The following is a 20,354-nucleotide window of genomic DNA, read 5'->3' on the forward strand; positions in this document are numbered from 1 at the left end:
AGTCTTACAGGCAGGTTGCCCACGTGTTACTCACCCGTCCGCCGCTAGACTCCGAAGAGTCTCGCTCGACTTGCATGTATTAGGCACGCCGCCAGCGTTCGTCCTGAGCCAGGATCAAACTCTCCAATAAGATGAGACTTCCATCGTGGGGTGTTTTCCCCCGCGATGGTTAGTCGAATCGATCGGGTATTTACGGGCAGTTTATCCGTTAGGATATTACTGCTCGTTAATAAGCGAGAAAGTTGATTAGCTCATTTGTTACGTTGGCTCATGTTCTTACTATATTAATAGAAGAAACACGATTAATATTGTTTGTTTGCACGATTTTGTTTGTTTAGTTTTCAAAGAACAATATATCACTTTAATTAGCGACAGCGAAATCAATCTTAACACTTCGACTCGCAGAAGTCAACTTCTTTTTAAAATTGACTTAACCGCCTCAGCGACGAATAATAATATAACAAATACCCTGCAGGTAAGTCAACTTCTTTTCGCAAAAAAGTTTAAATATAAAAGAAGTTTTTAAAAGTATCATACTCTAATAACTTTAGTGAAAATTGTTTTCCATAGATAGATCCTGTATATACGCCCAACAGAATTGATTTGAAGAGATAAGATAAACACTTTATATTTTAAATTCCATGTTTGTCCATTTCTTTAATGCTTTTTTAACATACTTTATATAACACTCTAAACCTACATTTAATTGGAGGCTCTTATGTCTAATCAAATTAATATTTTCAATCTGCACGTAAACGGTCTGGCACAAAATGCAAGCATTAATATAGGAAGAACCTTACACAATAGCCATACTGCAAACTTAAAATTATTTGGTGCTAATTTTTCAATGGGCAATTTTTCACCTAGTCATTCCCTGATTATTACGGTGATTCAAGATTCTGATATAAGTGATCAAGGTCAAAATGAAAATCCATCTTCATCAAGCAAAAGTCAATGAGGGTTATTGTCCGGGATTTTGTAATCACTCCTTTGCAAATTCCTTTTGCGAACAGTGACTGTTATTGTTCGCCTGGTGGACTTTTTTTAATAGTTTAACAGGAAAGAATGTTAAAGAAGCACAGAGCATAATTGAGCCCTGTGCATTTTTTATATAGCTAAATGCAGGATATCTCCATATTAAGCGTATGGTGACAGGAAGACAGAGCCCCTTTTCAGACGACAATGTACATTGTTATAGATATAATAGAACAGATTTGTTATAATATATATAGAACAGATTGGAGGGAAAGAACATGATTATTCGAATTGAACCTGATTCCGATATTCCCATTTACCAACAAATCACCAATCAAATAATTGAAGGAATCGCTAGAGGATCCATACAGCCAGGTGACTCCCTGCCGTCTGTGAGGGCATTTGCAGCTGACCTTGGCGTCAACATGCATACCGTTAATAAAAGCTATCACCAATTAGAGAATAAGGGAATTATCCGCATCGCTCCTAAATCTGGAGCAGTGATCTCGTCTCCACAAGATTTCAACGCATCCGCAAGCGATAAATTGAAAGAGGCATTTAAACCACTTATCGCAGAATCTATTGTTATAGGAATGTCCAATGAACAAATTCAGGAACTTGTCACTTCTATAATGGAGGATTTAAGGAAGAGCAACAAACATCTCAAGTAATAAGGAGGCGCATTTATATGACTTTGGCCATTTTTCTTATCATTGCATTTATTTTAGTAGGTATCCAAACCGCCGTTCCGTTTTTAGTCAAACGGACCGTTATATTTGGGGTCACCGTCCCAGAAAAATACCTAAAGAACGAAACGCTTACCTCTTATAAAAAGGGATATGCACTATTGGTTTCCCTTCTTTCATTTGTGGTTTTAGCCGGCTATCTTCTTTGGGCACTAATGAATAACCCTTCTGAACAACAAACTGTGCTGGTTGGGACGGTCATCCAATTTGGCATCATCCTTTACAGTCTTACCCTCTATTTTTTCTATCATGGAAAAACGCTTCAATTAAAAAAGAACAACAACTGGGGTGAGGGTCTAAAACAAGTAAAAATCACTGATTTATCCGTTCGTTCCCAGGATGAAATGCTTCCATGGTATGTATATTTACTGCCAATTGTAATCACAGTCGGGGTCATCGGATACACTATTCTCCAATACGATCTGCTGCCGAAGCAGATTCCAACTCACTGGGGAATAAACGGTGAAGCTGATGCCTTTACAGAAAAAACGCCTATGTCCGCAATCTTAATGCCGCTAACATTTTTAATTATGCAGTTCATGTTTTTAGGCATTCATATTGGGACGAAGAAATCCGGCATTAAATTAAGCGCCGTTAATACCAGCGCTTCGCGCATGCGTCAGCTCACTTTACGGAAAAATTCAAGCTGGTTTATGTTTATCATTAGTTTCTTACTGACGGTTATGTTTAGTTTCTTTCAATTAAAAACGATTCATCCTGATTTATTTGCTGGAATTACCATGGCAGCAGCACCCATCCTTTTCCTTGTCATTGCATTAGCGGGAACCATTGCCATTGCTGTAAAAGTAGGACGATCAGATAAACTTAGCAATGATGAAACTGAACTAGAAATAACCGATTTTGACGAAGATGCCCATTGGAAAGGCGGCCTCTTTTATTTCAACCGAAAGGATCCTTCGATCTTTGTTGAAAAACGATTTGGTGTTGGCTGGACACTCAATTTTGGCAACCCGATTGGTTATTTTATTGTCCTTGTACCGTTGGTGATCATCTTAGTGATATCTTTTTTGTAGGAACGGTCCATTTAGTGCCTGTCCCCCATTACTTTAGAGCAATAAAGTAGAGGGGGCTAGGCACTTTATTTTTTTCCACATAATTCTTATTTGTTTTGACAAAATAACAAATATACTGTAAATTAACATATGTACGAACAATAGGATTTAATTTTACTAGAATATTCGTGTTTGGGAGTGTAATTTATGGATAATGTATTTGATTATGAAGATATTCAACTGATTCCTGCTAAATCTATCGTTAACAGTCGATCTGAGTGTGATACGAGTGTCACATTTGGTGGATATACATTTAAATTGCCAGTTGTACCTGCAAATATGCAGACGATTATAGACGAAAAGCTTGCGATTTTCTTTGCGGAAAATGGTTACTTCTATATTATGCACCGTTTCCAGCCTGAAAAGCGGATTTCCTTCATCAAAGACATGCAAGGACGTGGACTGATCGCCTCCATTAGTGTCGGTGTAAAAGAGGGAGAATACGATTTCATCAACCAGCTGGCCGATGAAAAGCTAACCCCTGAATTTATTACCATTGATATCGCCCATGGCCACTCCAACGCCGTGATTAAAATGATAAAGCATATTAAGAAACACTTACCTACTAGCTTTGTCATTGCCGGAAATGTCGGAACTCCTGAAGCTGTTAGAGAATTAGAGCATGCTGGTGCAGATGCGACGAAAGTTGGAATTGGACCTGGGAAAGTGTGTATTACGAAAATTAAGACTGGTTTTGGAACAGGAGGCTGGCAGTTAGCTGCACTGAGATGGTGTGCTAAAGCGGCAAGCAAACCAATAATCGCTGACGGCGGCATTCGTACACATGGTGATATCGCGAAATCCGTTCGATTTGGAGCATCCATGGTCATGATTGGTTCTTTATTTGCGGGTCATGAAGAATCTCCTGGGGAAACAATTGAAAAGGACGGAAAGTGTGTGAAAGAATACTTCGGTTCCGCTTCGGAATTCCAAAAAGGCGAACGAAAAAATGTTGAAGGTAAAAAAATGTACGTAGAACACAAGGGACGTTTAATCGATACATTGATCGAAATGGAACAGGATCTTCAGTCCGCTATTTCCTATGCTGGAGGCAACAAGTTAAAAGACATCCGGACGGTTGACTATGTTGTTGTTAAGAACTCCATCTTTAACGGTGATAAAGTGTATTAAAAAGTAAATGCCAGTTCCCCTAGCTTGGTTACCAAATGAGGGGGACTGGCATTTTTGTTATTTTTCATTTTTTAAACCAAAGCTATGAACGGAAAGTACGGCTATACAGGGTGTACTTTTCAATCCTGTCGCGATTTGGTTCATATCCGATACCCGGAAGTTTGGGAATGGTAATCATCCCATCTTCAACGATTACCTCAGGATCGATAATATCTTCCTTCCAGTAATGGGCTGAGGCCGCTGTATCACCTGGAAGTGTAAAATTAGACAAGCTTGTGATCGCAATATTATGCGCCCTGCCGACCCCAGACTCTAACATTCCTCCACACCAGACAGGAATTCCATTTGCCTCGCATAAATCATGGATCTTTTTGGACTCGGTTAGGCCTCCGACACGGCCGATCTTTATGTTTATTATTTTACAACTACCGAGTTGAATCGCCTTTCTTACATCTTCAACACTATGGATACTTTCATCCAGACAAATCGGAGTCTCAATTTGCGCCTGCAGCTGGGCGTGGTCGATGATATCATCAAAGCCTAATGGCTGCTCAATCATGGTTAAGTTGAATTGGTCCATTGCCTTAAGAGTATCAAGATCATCTAGTGTATAAGCGGTGTTTGCGTCAGCCATCAATGGAATATCTGGGTACCGTTTACGGATCTCTGTTAAAATATTTACATCCCATCCTGGTTGAATTTTCACCTTGATGCGTTTATATCCCTCTTGCAGACTACCTTCTACCAAACTCAATAGTTCTTCGACCGAATCCTGAATCCCAATACTAACACCAACTTCAATCTTTTCTAACTTTCCTCCAAGAGCGGAAGCAAGACTTACTCCCTGCTGTTTAGCATAGGCATCCCAGATCGCCCCTTCCAGAGCAGCCTTCGCCATGTAATTTCCTCGAATATGATGGAACCGTTCGGAAACCTTATCCGGATGAGAAATCGGCTCTTTCAGAAGAAGGGGAATCAAAAAATCCTCCATCATATGCCAATTGGTTTTGACGGTCTCTTCCTTATATGTGGCATCAAGCGCAGCAACGGATTCGGCCCATCCCGAAATGCCATCCTTCGTTAGGACTTCCACTAAAATAAAATCTTTATCATATTCCGTTCCAACCGCTGTTGTAAAAGGGTGTAAAAGATCCATTTTCATATGTCGTAATACGATTCGTTGTATTTCCATTCTATCTATCCCTCATTTCGTTTAGGTAGTTTCTTAGTTAATACATAGTAATGAAGGTAAGGAAGATTACTCTTACGTAATGCCGTAACCGTCCATCCTCTGCTTAAATAATAGGAAAAAACCTCGCGTGTTTTCAGTCGCCAATCCAATGCAGTTTCTAAATCATTCGCCTTAATGGTTTGAAATTGATTAGGAACAGGTACATACAGGACATTCACATTCCATTCGTGATCAAGTAAAACAGCTTTTGGAACCGGGAAGCCCTGAGCATCCACTTCCACTTGAATCAAAAGGGGCACTTCTTCGCCTTTAGCAGAATCTTCCCTTGGCTTCGACGTTTCCCCAGCAATGTCCCATTCCACTAAAAAACGATCAGATGGTAAGCCTGCATTCAGAACGTCAGGCATTTCACCGTAACAATTTTCAATATACTGCGTACAAACTCCACCTAATTTGCTTAAATTAAGATATCCATTAACCGTTTCTAATGGATCATATGTCCACACAATTAATCGGTAGCCCTTATGAAGAGCTTCTTCTCGCTGCCTTAATTTTAACTTTTCACCGATGCCCATTTTTTGAAAATCTGGATGAATACCCATACTGTGTGAGCAAAGATAGATGGTTGTCCCATCAAAACCAGGAAAGCTATATTGAAATCCAATTAATCGTGCGCCAGAAAAGGCGCCAATCACCAGCCCGCCATTTTTTACAACGGCAATGCTATGATTCACTGGGACCGGATCTTCATCCGCCCAAATAAGACTTTCTAAATCTCTCACGGCTGTCAATTCCTCTGCCGTATGTAACATACGTATCGTAATCGGTTCTAATAAATCCATCTTGAATAACGCACCTCCTGCACTTGATTAGATGACACTTTTAAGAAAACTTTTTAAACGATCACTATTTGGATTGCTGAATAGTTGAAGTGGCGGTCCTTGTTCCTCGATGACACCGTCACACATATAAATCACTCGATCAGCTACCTCTCTAGCAAACTTCATCTCGTGAGTCACGATCAGCATCGTCATTCCTTCTTCAGCTAACCCCTTCATAACATTAAGTACCTCACTAACTAGTTCTGGGTCTAACGCAGAAGTCGGTTCATCAAAGAGCATAATTTTCGGATTCATCGCCATTGCCCGTGCAATCGCGACCCGCTGCTGCTGACCCCCGGAAAGCTTCCTTGGGTATACATCCTTTTTATCTTTAAGACCGACTCTTTCGAGGAGGACTAAAGCCTGATCGACGGCTTCTGCTTTAGACTTCTTTAATGCCTGAATAGGTGCTTCTATAATATTTTGTAAGACGGTAAGGTGCGGAAATAGGTTAAATTGTTGAAATACCATTCCCACTTCCCGTCTAATTTGTTGGATACTTCGCGGTGAATAGTTTAATTCCAGTCCATCAATCGTAATTCGACCAGAAGACAGGATCTCAAGCCCGTTCAGACAGCGGAGGAGCGTACTTTTACCCGAACCGCTTGACCCAATCAGAGCAATAACCTCGCCAGGATACACCTGTAAATTAATTCCTTTTAAGACTTCCAGCTGATGGAAACTTTTATGGACTTTTTCAATTTCAATAATAGGATGAAGATGATCTTTCACATGATTTGACACATTAGGTCCTCCCTTCACTATCGTTCGCTGATCGACAGCTTAAATTCTACTTTTCTTAAGAAAAACGAGAATATCGTGGTCATCACTAAGTAAAGAACGGCAGCTGTAATATAGAATTCAATAAATGCATAATTCGTTGACGCAAATCTTTGTGAAGTCATCATCAATTCTGATACGGTAACAAGCGACGCAAGCGAAGAATCTTTTAATAGTGTGATAGATTCATTTCCAATCGCAGGGATGCTTACTCTTAGTGCCTGCGGGAGAATAATTCTTCTCATAATGGTGGGATAACCCAGTCCAAGTGACTGAGCTGCTTCCATCTGCCCTTTTGGGATGGACAAGATCCCTCCTCTAAGAATTTCAGCAATATAAGCACCGGCATTTATTCCTAACGCCAGCACTGATGCGGTAAAGGGATCTAGTTCAATCCCGATTTGCGGAAGGCCGAAGTAGACAAGAAATAATTGCACCAACAGCGGGGTCCCTCTCAGGACCCAAATATATAAGTCGGCGAACAATGACAAAATCTTAAACTTTGAAATCTTCAGGATTACAATAATAATTCCCATCACTAACCCAAGTAGTAAGGAAAGAATCGAGATTTCAAGGGTAAGGATCGATGCCTTGAGTAAAAATGGAATGTATTCAGTTACAAGAGAAAAATCTAACATATCTTTCGCTCCTTATCGGATGTCTTTTCCAAACCATTTTTTACTAATTTCTTCGTATTTACCGTCTTTTTGCATTTCGGCGATCACTTTATTGATTTCTTTACGGAAATCATTATCTTCTTTACGGATCGTCATGCCCGCTAATTCAGTATTTAATAGTCCATCAATGGCTACTAAACTATAATTTTGATCGAGGATAATTTTGGCACCGACGCCTTGGTCTGTTGAAACACCATCAAGACGGCCATTTACTAAATCTTCAAAAGCAAGAAAATCATTCTTATACAGTTTCACATCGGCCCCAAGTTTGGTTACCTCTTCTGCTGCTGTAGTTGAGATCGTTACCCCAATCTTTTTCCCTTTCATGCCTTTTGGGTCTTTTATCGAAGAATCTTTTGGAACAAACAACTGATTACCAGTGGTAAAATAAGGGTCGCTAAACGATACTTTCTTCTTTCTTTCCTCGGTAATCGCCATATCTGAAATGATAATATCAAACTTTTTCCCCGTTAATGCAGGGATCATACTATCCCATGGGTTTGATACTAAAACGGCTTTCACACCAAGTCTTCTTGCCACTTCTTGAGCAATATCCACGTCAAATCCTTCTAACTCATTGCTTTTATTAATGTAGTTATACGGAGGGTACGCTCCCTCAAGGGCAATCTTTATTTCTCCCTTATCTTTAATCGACTTTAGTGTATCTCCTTGGGCTGAACCGCTAGCATCCTTGCTCCCACCGCACGCAGCCATGATCAGGACTAGACACGCTATACCCAAACCAACCATAAACTTTTTCATCATTATCCCCCATTACCGTTTATTTTTATGATTATTTGAAGCAGCCTTATAAACTAGACTTGATAATATTTTCGTTCCATAGAGGAGTGCTTCCTGATTAAATTCCATCTCCGGGTGATGAAGACCAGGGCGCAAGTCACAGCCAAGTCCAATCATGGTCGCCTTTATTTCCGGATTTTGATGGGTATAGAAATGAAAATCTTCACCCCCTTGTGAAATACAGTTGTCCACCACATTTTCGTCTCCCATAACTGTGGCCGCAGCCTCCTTTGCCATCTTAATCGCTTCTTTATTTAATCTTGCGGCTGGAACAAATTCTTCCACGGTGGCGTTTATTCTTGTCCCAGTAAGAGCACCTACTTTCTCTAGCAAATCTAATGCTCTGGACTGCAGCTCTTCCATGGCTTCATTTGTTGCTGCCCGTAAATCTAATATAAAATTTGCCGTTTCAGGAATGACATTGGAGGAATTTCCCCCAGCATGTAAGCCCGTCATTTTTATCGAAAAAGAATCATGGCTTCTTAGTCGAATGTTTTGCAAGGCTTGGATAACGTAAGATGCAGCTTCGATCGAATTGTTACCATCCTGGGGCCGCGATGCATGGGCTTGTTTTCCCTTAATAACACCGGATATGGTGGCACAGGAACTATGAACAATGGCAGGAGCGGCTTTCCCCATCGGAACTTCCATCCAGGGTCGAAGATGGACACCAAATAAGTAGTGGACACCTTCCAATGCTCCATCTTGGATCATTTGTAGTGCACCTTCGCCTTTTTCTTCTGCTGGTTGGAATATGAAACGAACCGGCTTTAATCCAGTTGGTTTACAAGCTGCAAAAGCCAAGGCAGTATGTAGTACCATCGTGCTGTGAGCATCGTGCCCACAGGAATGATTGGGTTGGACCTTTCCTTTCACTTCTTGTAATAAGGCATCCAAATCCGCACGTAAAGCAACGATTTCGTCGCCTTCACCTGGTATATCGGCAATAATCCCATAATGACCAGGGAAGGTCTTAAAGGATATCCCCGCTTTTGCTAACTCTTCCTGAATATAATGGGACGTCTTTTGTTCCTGCCAGCTGGGTTCAGCCAATTGGTGCAGGTCAGCATAAGTCTTTAAAATGGTTTGCTCCTGTTCATCTATATAATGAATAAGCTGGCTCATGAAATTTCTCCTCTCCTCACAAGTTTTCATTCAATAAATACATGGTAATTACTGTAAAGCTCCTCTAATTTCTGCTGCCGAGCTTGAATCTGATGAGAATCTTTCATCTTCATTCCGGCAATAATAAAATCCAACAATAGGATGGCTGGTGTGATGGAATAGGCGGCCGACTCTGAATCTTCCTCCGTGGTTAATGTAAGGTCAGCGATTCGACCAATGGGAGACAATAAACGGTCGGTCACGCAAATTAATGGAATCCCCTGTTTTTTGGCACACTCTGCAATATGCAGGGTCTCCTTCGAATAACGCGGAAACGAGATAATAAATAAAACAGAACGCTCACTTAAATCCCCCAACCGCTCGTAGATTTCTCCAGTTGATGGGCAGAGTGTTACTTGATCCCGAAGAGAATGGAGCTGAAATGAAAACCAGTGTGCCGGCGCATATGAAGCACCCATTCCCAAAATGAAGATTCGATCGGCATTGATTAATTCATTAACAACCTTCCATAATTCTGTTTCATTCAGTTGATGATTGGTTTGCCGCTGGGAAAGAATTTCCTTTTCCAGGATCTCTGTAAAGAGAGAAGTGTGCTCTTCCTCTTTCCTTTCTACTTGCGGATCTGAACTAAATGGATGCAAACTTTTGTTTACGATCTGCTGTTGAATGTAATTCTGCATTTCACTGAAACCATTAAATCCCAATGCGTAGGAAAGACGAATGACGGTGGTTTCACTAACTTCTACCTTTCGTCCAATCATCATCGCTGTGCTAAAAGCGGATTCATCCAGTTTCTCTATCAAATATTTGGCAACTTTTTTTTGCCCAGGTGATAAGGTATCATACTTTTCTTTAATAATCGTTTCAAAACTTTTCATAAGCCCTCCATACTGTGCAGTCAATACTTCATTTTTAAAAAATGTTGCAGGAACTTCTTTATTGTTTTTTATTATACTTCATTTCTTGAATATTTAGAAAGATTTTTTTATTAAAAACTACTTTTTTCGGAAAAATGAATTTGTATCAATTGTGTTTGAACAACTGGAAACCATGATTTAGTAGAAAGACAGGTTATTCCGCTCCATCCAATCACGTTCGTTTTATGATCAAAGTAGTTTGCAATGTAATTAAAAAACACCCACAAACGTTGATTAAACGCATTTGTGAGTGTTTTATATTTTATGGAAAGTTCTTGGGCCGATATTCTTTCATACCTGAAACAGCCGTTCAAGATCCTGCTTCTCGTTAACCGACAGTATGTTTTCAGCCAACGGAAACAGCACTTTCTCTTCCTTCGCGAAGTGTTGTGTTAAGGTAGCAAGTGCTTGGACAGCGTATACGGTAATCCATTCCGCAGCGTTAACATCAATGGTCAACCCTGCCTGTTTAGTTTCAGTAAGAAAATCCTCTAAATGCTGATCTGCCTTCTCATGTTAGATTCCATCTCTTCGATTGTTCTATCATTCTCTCCTAGATGGCGGGCAATCATTGGGAATAACCCTTCTTCCTCACGTTTGGAATGTGTCTTCAACTTAAAATTGAAAGCTGAAACACGATTGTACAATTCCTCAAACAGTTGAACCACAGCAGGTCCCGAATCATATTCTATATCTTCTGTGATCTCATAGATAAGATCCATATCTGCTCGGAGCAACATATGCTCGTCCAATAATTTTTGCAGTGGAGCACTCAATAGAATGTTTGAAGCCTCCATCGGAAAACCCCCCTCTTCTTGCCAACACCAATCAACCATGATGGCTACTCTACCTATAAAGAATACGACAAAAGTATCGATCATTGTGTGATGAGAATCATACAAATCGAGGTCTGGAAGGTGGGCAAGGTGATCAAATCAAATCAACATTCTTACCTACACGGTTTAACTCCACCATTCTTCGCATTTATTCTTTATGCAACGTACTTTCCAGTTATTCAGGTTGGATCACCACAAAGCTCAACCTCCCCTTGTTATTAGCACAGGAAATATTCATCGCTTTTAGAATCATCTCTTTCGGTTGTCAAAGATAGAAGAATCATCTAACCATGTACAGTAGAGGTGACTTTGGCCATTTCTAAACCTAATCCTAAGTGATATAATTTAATGTCGTAACATAAAATAAATTGTAATTTTATTGATATTTTAGTGGAGGGATGAATTTCTTTGGACTCTTCTTCGTTAAATAAAGAACGGACAGTAAGGCTCTTTCATTATTTAAAAGAGCTTTCATTATTAAAGGCACCATTAATACTCGATTTACAGCAATATGAAAATACCTTGTGGATTGGGGATATTCCTGATGAACCGGAGTGTTTATCCCCCATCAATCATACTGGAGTGAAAGACAAATGGGTGGAAGTTAAAAAACCAACCACACCTATTTTTCCTTGTCCACCGGCATCAATATCAGCTTGGATTGAAACCACTATTAAAATTGACAATCCAAAAAACGAACCGAAACTAAGAGAAATGATACCAAATCCTGATTCTGAGAACGCGGAATCAGAAGAGCCACAGTATCTTCACCTTAAAGATTACCCTGAAATTACAAGTAACTTTGACCTTTACATAAAGGACAAATGGCAGCCATGGCAAAGTGAAGCAATTCGTGTTGAAAGAATCCAAGAAGTTTACGAAAAACTATTTACCATATACCAAAAGCAAAAAAAACTAGGCGAGCAATTCGAGCTAGTCATTGGGGTTGGATTGTTGAATTGGCAGACAACTAACGCTAATAAAGTTCACCGCCATCTAGTAACAGTGCCTTGTACCTTCCAATTTGACTCCAATAATGGAGTGATTCGTGTTATACCTCCTGCCGAAGGAATTAAACCTGAAATCGAGCAGGATATGCTGGAACTGGAAGATAGACTAGATAATAAAGCGCTAGAACCAATAAATGAAAAAATGAATACTTTGCATGAAGATTTATGGAACAAAGAATTATTAGACACCATTTTGCGTTCTTTTGTCCAATCGGTGTCTGCAAGTGGTTATTATGATGAAGATGTTTTACATAGTGTTCGCAATGCTTCAAAAGACCCTGCTGTTTCTTTTAGTCCAGCCCTCATTTTACGAAAGAGAAATGAAAAAGGGTTCCAACAGGCTTGCAGCACGATCATAGAAAATACTAGCAACGGGACAATGGATATTCCACTTGGAATTGCGCGAATCTTCAACGAAATAGATGATTACCAGGATGGAGAATCTCGTTCTTCATCTCAAACAGCAGACTTAAGTGATTCTGAAATCTATTTTCCTTTAGAAGCAAACGATGAACAACAAAGGATCGTCACAAACTTAGAAACACGGAATGGTGTGCTTGTTCAAGGACCACCAGGAACTGGTAAGAGTCATACCATTGCCAACTTGACTTCCCATTTATTAGCTACTGGGAAGCGGGTTTTAATCACAAGTCAAACACCCCGTGCTTTAAAGGTTTTAAAGGATAAAATTCCTGTTGAATTACAAGCTTTGTGTGTCAGTTTACTTGGTGCTGATTCAAAGTCCTTTAAAGATTTAGAAAGTGTGGTCCAAGTCATTTCAAATAGAAGAGATTCCTGGAACCCTGATATCACATCAAAAAAAATCAATGATCTCTCCACTGATCTAAAAATAAGAAAAGAAAAAGATGCCCTTTACAAGCAAAAACTAAGGTCCATTCGTGAACAAGAAACCTATGAACACAATTTTCTCGATGGACGTTATAAAGGGACCGCTCAAACCATTGCAAATAAGCTAAACAGCGAAAAGTCCAAATATCATTGGTTAATGGACCGAATGGAGATGACCACTCCCCTTCCCTTAACCAATTCTGAAGCATTGGAACTCGTAGCTTTATTGAACGAGCTAGACAAGGATATCCAAGAACAAATTCAATTATCTATACCTGCTTCTGACCTATTACTTGAAGTCAGTGAATTTAAAAATCTAGTACAAAAAGAAATGGATTTACAAAATCAAATACAGCTGTTCGACCCACCTATTCAGGAGGGTTTAGATTTGTTCTTGGATATCTCTGCGGGACAAAGGTCGAATCTAAAGAAGCTGTTACTGAATCTTCGTCAATCCTTCGTATCCATTGATGAACTTAATGAAGAATGGGTGAACAAAGCAAAACTTGATCTGCTTGGTGGGAAATTCCCTCCTTGGGAAGAATTTTATAAGCAAGTCATGATGTATGTTGATTCTATCAAGGACCTTGCACAAATCCATAATCTTGTTGAAATTAGCGGGCAAGGAAATGTTCCATTAATCCAATTGAATTCGGATGTCACCTTGTTAAAACAACATTTAGTAAGTGGCAACGGGTTTGGCGTCCCATTAATGCGTCCAAAGGTGGTCAAGGATGCTTGGTATATCATCAAAGATGTGCGAATTGATGGTCGTAAATGTGATCAATTAGAATCCATCACACTTTTAGAAGAAACAGTAAAAGTGGATGTAACGATTAAAAAGGCTGAACAAATGATTGCTGAGCAGCTTCATATCCAATCCATTGACAAGGTATCTACGTCTCGAACCATGAAAATTGCACAGTTACAAAACATTCTAGAACCATTCACTCTTCTTTTTACAATGCAGGATTTAATTGAAAAAATAACAGAGACAAATGAAAAAGGAATCGTTTCAGTACATAATTTAAGTACTGATCAAGTAACTTTACTTCTTAGCCAACTGGATTTCCTTGAAATAAAGGAAGAATTAACTGGAATAGAACATTCTTTTATGAAGTTAATCCATAATATCGAGAGTTCAATTGATTTGAATTCGCAACATCCCATTACACCAGCACTGATTCAAGCTATTAAATCCAGAGACATTGCTGGTTATGTTTCAGCTGGTGTTGTCATCTCTAATCTAGATGAATACAGTCGAAAATTGGAACGTTGTGAAATATACATGCACAAGCTAAAAAAAGTAATGCCAAAGCTATACTCTCAACTTACGCACAAATTTGATTTTCAGGAATATCTAAAAAAGTTTAAACACTTTGAGGAAGCGGTGCAGTGGGCCAAAGTAGACAAATGGTTTCACGATTTTTCACAGACGAGTGAAAGCACGCTGAAAAAGGAACTGGAAGAAAATAATCGATTCATGAAGCAAATAACGGCTGAACTTGGTGCATTTAAAGCCTGGTATTCCACTTTATCTACTTTAACAGAAGGGCAGCGGCAACATTTGCTTGCCTGGACAACTTCCATGAGAAAAGTTGGTAAAGGAACCGGGAAAAACGCCCCCATTCATTTACGTGATGCCCAGTATCATATGTCGTATTGTCGTGACGCGATTCCGGCTTGGATTATGCCATTGTATCGCATCTTTGAGACATTCGAAATCAAACCTAACCTTTTTGATGTAGTAATTATTGATGAGGCAAGCCAATCAGGACCTGAAGCTGTCATTCTTCAATATATAGCCAAAAAACTAATTGTTGTTGGGGATGATAAACAAATCAGTCCTGAATATGTCGGAATCAAGCGTGAAGAAATTCAATTTTTACGAAAACAATATTTATATGACTTTAAGCTTGCCGATTTATTAGATATTGAAAACTCATTTTTCGATTTGGCGAATGTGTTATTTGGCGGACGAATTACACTTCGTGAACATTTCCGCTGCATGCCAGAGATTATACAATTTTCTAACCGAATTAGTTATACCCATACACCATTAATTCCTTTAAGGGAATACCCGCCAAATCGATTGGAGCCAATTAAGACTAGGCACATCCCTAATGGACACCGAGAGGGCTCTAGTCAAAAGGTAGTTAACAGACCAGAAGCAGAGGCAGTCGTAGCTGAAATTAAAGATTGTATTGAGAACCCTCTTTATAAGGGAAAATCGATGGGTGTGATTAGTCTACAAAATGAAGGTCAGGCCCAGCTCATCGAAAAAAAACTTCTACAAGAAATTGGACCTGAAGAAATGGAAAAACGAAACCTCATTTGTGGAGACGCTTATGCATTTCAAGGGGACGAAAGGGATATTATGTTTTTAAGTATGGTTGCTGCTCCTGGTGAAACAGCGATGAAAGCTCTCACTACCGAGAAAGACAAACGTCGTTTCAATGTAGCTGTTAGCCGGGCTAAAGACCAGTTATGGCTCTTCCATACCCCGACCGTTAATGACCTAAGAAATAAAGATGATATGCGCTATCAGTTAATCTCCTATTGCGAGAATCCTGAGAGAGAAATTCACACTACCAATCGAGAAAAATGTGAAAGTGACTTTGAGCGCGTTGTTTATGATCAAATTACAGCAAAGGGATATCGTGTAATCCCTCAATTTGAAGTAGCTGGTTATCGAATAGATTTAGTCGTTGAAGGAGTTAAAGGTCGAATTGCCGTGGAATGTGATGGTGATTATTGGCACGGTCCTGAACGATATGACTATGATATGAATCGCCAGAGAATATTAGAAAGATGTGGATGGAGATTTTGGAGAGTTCGGGGAAGTGAATATTATTACAATCCTGAAAAAGCACTCGATTCTCTATGGGACACTCTTAAGCAATATCAGATTGAACCGTCTGGAAAAATTGATTTAAACAGACCTCCAAAAACAATGACGATTTCGCTTACAAGAAAAAATGAGGTTCAGGATGTTCCTGGAGATAAAGCTGAGTTGGGCCAAAAATCAAAGGAAATAAACCAACCTATAACTCAAGCTACCGGAGAGGACCATTTGATTCAATCTACCGTTCATACTAAAGTAGAAACCCTAATAACTGATACAAAAGAAGTGGTTAACCAGAAACACCTAACCATCGCTGAAGCAGGTTTAAAGGCATATTTAGAGAACCTGGGATATGAAGTTATAGACCAACGAGATCATTATGGCGCCTTTTGGCTCGTAGGTGATATGGAACTAAACGAGCTTATCACAAAGCTTAAAGAACAAAATATTCACTTCTCCTATGCACCAAACGGAAGTATTTATACAAACCGCAGGCCGGGTTGGTATACAAATTACCAAGGATAATACAAAGGGCACACCTTTTTGGGTGTGCCTTCTGTATTGATTGACATTCCATTACAGAGTTCATGTCAACAATTATCTATTAGTTTATTAATCATTTCGATGATTGATTGATTTTTTTGATCTTTGAACAACTCTTCCATTTCATTAAAAATTGCTTCCTCATCATCCCAATCTTTTATGACTTTGGATTTTGAAAATATACGGGTAAATCTTGCAGTTTGCTGCTTTGATTTCGATGCAAACGGAAGTCCCATTGATTCAAGGGCAATAATGACTGCTTGCCGTTGATCGGCATATAATGGCCCCAGCTCTAATGTTAACTTTAAGCGATCATCCTTTAACCGTTCAAACCAAAAAGTGAATGTACTGTTGTGCCACCACCATTTTTCTCGTGTATTCCCATAGTTTTTTTCAAGTTCTCGAAAAGCTGGGATAACGAATGATGCGAAACGATTTTGTATGTGGAAATTATCCTCAGGGATATCATATACTTGAGCAAATTTTATAAACGCATCTTCGGGAATTTTATCTATAACTTGATTTGCCTGATAGATAATCCTTTCCAACTGGTCTTTTTGTTCCATCTCTACATCCATGTTTTCTATGGCAAGGGCAATCCTTTTAAACAGCGATTTGATATCGGTATCATGATATAAACTTTCCATCCCCTCGACAATTTCCTGCTTATTGGCCCAATCGGAAATAACTGTTGTTTTTGTAAAGATTTTCGTGTATTTCTTCCCCTCCAGTTTTGCAGAAGGCCGTATTTGTATACCTTGATTTTCAAGTGCAGTTAAAAGCTTTATCCTTTTTTCAAAAGGGGTGGGACCTACTTCTACATTAACCTTTAACCGCTCATCCCATGTCCGTTCGAACCAAATAATTAATCCATGTCCTAACCAATACCCTTGCTCAGGTTCTCCGATTACTTCTGCAAAATCTTGCCATTCGGGTAAAATGAAATTAGGTACTTGAATATGTACCTTATATGTGCCTTCAGGAATGTCCTCTATTTTTACAAATGTTAAAAAAGCCTCGCGAAGGACATTACTACCCATTTTAAAAATAAAATCAATCGTTTGTTTCTTTTTTTCATATATTTGTTTTAATACTAGTTGCTGCTTTTCGGTGCTTGTACCGATTTGCTCAAGCACCTTTTGATAACGCGGTTGTCTGAGCAGCTCGCTGTGCTGACTAAGGAAAACGACATCAATCGCTGCCTTATTCGCTTGGTAAATATCCAGGGCTAGTTGTATTGACTCTTCATCCTGGACAAGCTGTTCCTTCAATATCGCTGTATAATAAACCAAAAATTCATAGACGCTGTCGGAAATTGCCTCTTTATGTAATTCGATATGTAGCTTAATAATTTCTAACACATCATGATAGTCCACTATCCAGTAATCTGGATAGGAAGGCGTATCACTTGTCAGTGTCAAAAAAATAGGAACAATTGAATATCCATCAGCTCCGAACCGATTACGTGTATAAGTCAAATAATCCTCTAGCTGCCCACTAGATTCATTCGAATGAAATTTGTTTTCAATCACTATCACTAGCTTAAGTGATGGCACGACTACCAATAAATCAATGAAACGATTGGTGTCTGTTTTTACCTCACGAGAGACTTCAACATCAGAAAAAGAAGCATACAGGTAAGTAAACCAATCACTTCCTTCTATCTTCTCTTCATTTTCAACCCGTGTAACTAACCGTGATAGTAGTTTTTTTATGAAAAAACTACCCAACTGATGATTTTCATTTGGATCCAATAACCAAGCAAGAACATTGGAATGCCTAATTTCAAACTGGTCTACCCTTAACACCTTGAACGGATTAAATTGATTAAACTTTTGATGCAAGCGTGCAAATTCTTTCGAGTGATCAAGTTGTGCAATTGATTCAAATGAATAAGCCATAACTGGCATTCTCCTAACTTTACTGACATTATTAACAAATTTTCTATTTACCAAATGGATTTAACTTGCCTCCTTCCATCTCATCTCCAACAGAAGTAAGCTCACCTGTTAGTGCATTCAATAATTCTTGATCGACATCGACTTTCCAATAGCCATCTACTTTTACTAAATTGATTTTAACCTTATTAGTTACTTTTTTAGCTGAAGGTTCATTCACGCCTGCTACTAATTTATTCGTCATTTCTTTTTCTATCGCTTCATCATCTGCCTCTTCACCTGAAAAAGCTTGTGCTAAAGCTTCCTGCATCACTTCTTCAATAATTGTCCCAAGGATGATTTTCATATCAACCGTTTTGATTGTGGATTCCACTGTCGCTTTCTTATCCGCCTCTTTTACTTTGCCAACCGTAAAACTCATTTTTTTGAATAAGCCCAGCATAAACTTAGCTTCTTCATCTTTTGATGAGGTTAATTCTTTTAACGTTTTCTTTGTATCTGTATTGTTAACATATTTAGATGCTTTTTCCCATTCCCCTTTTTGAACACTTGTTAGGAATTCAGTTGTCACTTCATCTGGTGATGGCCCAAACAAATTGCATGCCGATAGTGAAAATGCAACAATTATTGTGGTAATAAAAATTAAAGTTTTTTTCATGTTAATTCTCCCCAGTTTTAGATTTTAAGTTTACTTTCATGGAATAATCATGATAAATGTCTTTTTCGTAATCTCCTGATGGATCGGTATAATCACCAGAAAATGTTAACTTAATCCAATTAATTTCTTCGCCGTGTCCTCGTTCCAAATAGAAGAAGATATCTCCTTCTTTTATGACGCCTTCGTTAATTTCTCCGCCAATATCATCACTATTCCACATATCAATCTCCACTTGTTCGCCCGTGCTTGTTGTTAAAGTAGCTTGGTCTGGATAAACATTAAACACCTGACCTGCAGTGGTATTTTCGACAAGCATATGGACAGCTACAACAGATTTACTAACCTTTTTCCCCTCTTCTTCAACCTCTGCCTTATCAGTAACCGCTACATCCGCTAAGGTTATCTTAATACCTTTTAATCCCGTATCAACCGCATTTATTCCTTTGTATTTCACCCATATATCTTCAACCGCCTTTTTGGCTTCTTCCTTCATCGTTTCCTTATTTGGTGTTTGCTCCTCGCCAGTCTTTGCTTTTGTTTCGTTCTCACTTGTTTTATCAATGCTTGAACAAGCTGTAAAAAGAACAGCTGCCATAACCGTTAACAAAATGATTGTAAATCGTTTAAAATTTTTCATAACTTTCTCCCCTTTTTCTTTATCTTCTATTGTTTCTTATCGAAATAAGAGCTGTGTAAATCGTCATTGCCTTACAAATTGAATTATACTAAAAAGGGTGTACCAAAAATGGCACACCCCTACGAATATAAATCTTTCATTTTCTTCACTTCATCTTTCATCTGCTGAACAAGGGAAGGTCTCTATTCAGAAAATTCGGGTCAGTCCCCCGGCACGTTAAAGCATTAACGCACCCGAGGACTGATCCCAAAGTCACAAAGTCATTTAATATAAGAAAGATCAAGGTTTTAAATATATTGAAATAGGTTATTATGGAGGATTCTATTTGGAGAGTTTTAGTTTTAGCTATTTTTCAACTTGTGAATTTCCCTGGAGTGTTCGGAAATCATCCGGTCATAATATTCAAGGTCATATTTTGTGGCCATAGAATTTTTTATTTCTTTCACATCATTTATAACAATGTCTACTTTCGTTTCCATTGCATCCATTCTTTCGTTTGTTTCGGAAATCCTTATATTCGTTTCTGCTACTGTATTAATTAATTGATGTATTAAATCCCCTTGTCTTTTTAGTTCAGTAGTAAATCTTAGATCCATGTCAGTTATCTTTTGGTCCATGCCAGTGATTCTTTAGTCCATCGTGTTTACCTTTTGGTCCAAGGAATCAAGTTTGTCCAAAATCAACTGGAGTGTTTTTTCCATCATTCTCACCTCCTTATTTGATTGCTTTTATTATAGCAGGTTTATGTAGATATTTGTCGAGGGGTTTCAAAGCTGTTCA

At 38.9% G+C, this 20,354-nt stretch carries 17 protein-coding genes and 1 rRNA gene; 5 read left to right on the forward strand and 13 right to left on the reverse strand.

Annotated elements, in window-relative coordinates; translation table 11 throughout:
* A 16S ribosomal RNA gene (locus M3610_RS21375) occupies positions 1-130 on the reverse strand; the annotation flags it as partial.
* A 588-nt stretch (positions 131-718) separates the two neighbouring features.
* On the opposite strand from M3610_RS21375, the gene M3610_RS21380 reads away from it, so the two are divergent.
* The 4 genes from M3610_RS21380 (at position 719) to guaC (ending at position 3,925) form a co-directional block, all read left to right on the forward strand.
* Positions 719-958 carry a spore germination protein gene (locus M3610_RS21380; RefSeq protein ID WP_251462353.1) on the forward strand — a complete coding sequence of 80 codons (240 nt, stop codon included), beginning with the start codon at positions 719-721 and terminating at the stop codon, positions 956-958.
* A gap of 295 nt (positions 959-1,253) precedes the next feature.
* The gene (locus M3610_RS21385) at positions 1,254-1,646 is read left to right on the forward strand and encodes a GntR family transcriptional regulator (RefSeq protein WP_251462356.1); all 393 of its coding nucleotides are present in this window, start codon (positions 1,254-1,256) and stop codon (positions 1,644-1,646) included.
* A gap of 17 nt (positions 1,647-1,663) precedes the next feature.
* A complete protein-coding gene (locus M3610_RS21390; protein ID WP_251462358.1) occupies positions 1,664-2,755 on the forward strand; it encodes a DUF1648 domain-containing protein in 1,092 nt (363 codons plus the stop codon).
* A 186-nt stretch (positions 2,756-2,941) separates the two neighbouring features.
* On the forward strand, positions 2,942-3,925 hold the full coding sequence (gene guaC / locus M3610_RS21395) for a GMP reductase (RefSeq protein WP_251462360.1): 984 nt from the start codon (positions 2,942-2,944) through the stop codon (positions 3,923-3,925).
* Between the two features lie 82 nt (positions 3,926-4,007).
* Here the strand turns inward: guaC and menC are convergent, their stop codons facing one another.
* The 8 genes from menC to M3610_RS21435 all read right to left on the reverse strand — a co-directional run bounded on the left by menC (position 4,008) and on the right by M3610_RS21435 (position 11,095).
* Complete coding sequence (gene menC, locus M3610_RS21400; protein WP_251462363.1) at positions 4,008-5,117, reverse strand: o-succinylbenzoate synthase; 1,110 nt, start codon at positions 5,115-5,117, stop codon at positions 4,008-4,010.
* A 5-nt stretch (positions 5,118-5,122) separates the two neighbouring features.
* A complete protein-coding gene (locus M3610_RS21405) occupies positions 5,123-5,959 on the reverse strand; it encodes a GNAT family N-acetyltransferase (RefSeq protein WP_251462366.1) in 837 nt (278 codons plus the stop codon).
* A 27-nt stretch (positions 5,960-5,986) separates the two neighbouring features.
* On the reverse strand, positions 5,987-6,742 hold the full coding sequence (locus M3610_RS21410; RefSeq protein ID WP_311315847.1) for an amino acid ABC transporter ATP-binding protein: 756 nt from the start codon (positions 6,740-6,742) through the stop codon (positions 5,987-5,989).
* A 17-nt stretch (positions 6,743-6,759) separates the two neighbouring features.
* Positions 6,760-7,416, reverse strand: coding sequence for an amino acid ABC transporter permease (locus M3610_RS21415; protein WP_251462369.1), 657 nt, complete (start codon positions 7,414-7,416; stop codon positions 6,760-6,762).
* A gap of 12 nt (positions 7,417-7,428) precedes the next feature.
* Positions 7,429-8,220 carry a transporter substrate-binding domain-containing protein gene (locus M3610_RS21420; RefSeq protein WP_251462373.1) on the reverse strand — a complete coding sequence of 264 codons (792 nt, stop codon included), beginning with the start codon at positions 8,218-8,220 and terminating at the stop codon, positions 7,429-7,431.
* Positions 8,221-8,229: 9 nt separating this feature from the next.
* Entirely contained in the window at positions 8,230-9,381 is a 1,152-nt protein-coding gene (locus M3610_RS21425; RefSeq protein WP_251462376.1) for an amidohydrolase, read from the reverse strand.
* 26 nt (positions 9,382-9,407) lie between these two features.
* Entirely contained in the window at positions 9,408-10,259 is an 852-nt protein-coding gene (locus M3610_RS21430) for a MurR/RpiR family transcriptional regulator (protein ID WP_251462378.1), read from the reverse strand.
* 530 nt (positions 10,260-10,789) lie between these two features.
* Positions 10,790-11,095, reverse strand: coding sequence for a hemerythrin domain-containing protein (locus M3610_RS21435; RefSeq protein WP_251462380.1), 306 nt, complete (start codon positions 11,093-11,095; stop codon positions 10,790-10,792).
* A 447-nt stretch (positions 11,096-11,542) separates the two neighbouring features.
* Here M3610_RS21435 and M3610_RS21440 point away from each other — a divergent pair, with 447 nt between their 5' ends.
* Entirely contained in the window at positions 11,543-16,363 is a 4,821-nt protein-coding gene (locus M3610_RS21440; protein WP_251462383.1) for an AAA domain-containing protein, read from the forward strand.
* Positions 16,364-16,428: 65 nt separating this feature from the next.
* Here M3610_RS21440 and M3610_RS21445 read toward each other — a convergent pair whose 3' ends face one another.
* The 4 genes from M3610_RS21445 to M3610_RS21460 form a co-directional block, all read right to left on the reverse strand.
* Positions 16,429-18,282: a PDDEXK-like family protein gene (locus M3610_RS21445; RefSeq protein WP_251462386.1), complete on the reverse strand. Its 1,854-nt coding sequence runs from the start codon at positions 18,280-18,282 to the stop codon at positions 16,429-16,431.
* Between the two features lie 43 nt (positions 18,283-18,325).
* Entirely contained in the window at positions 18,326-18,937 is a 612-nt protein-coding gene (locus M3610_RS21450) for a DUF4878 domain-containing protein (RefSeq protein WP_251462389.1), read from the reverse strand.
* A 1-nt stretch (position 18,938) separates the two neighbouring features.
* Positions 18,939-19,574 (reverse strand): hypothetical protein, encoded by a 636-nt coding sequence (locus M3610_RS21455; RefSeq protein ID WP_251462392.1) that lies wholly within the window; start codon positions 19,572-19,574, stop codon positions 18,939-18,941.
* A gap of 341 nt (positions 19,575-19,915) precedes the next feature.
* Positions 19,916-20,191, reverse strand: a complete 276-nt coding sequence (locus tag M3610_RS21460; protein ID WP_251462395.1) for a hypothetical protein — start codon at positions 20,189-20,191, stop codon at positions 19,916-19,918.
* Positions 20,192-20,354: the final 163 nt, after the last annotated feature.

The organism is Neobacillus sp. MER 74, from assembly GCF_023714155.1.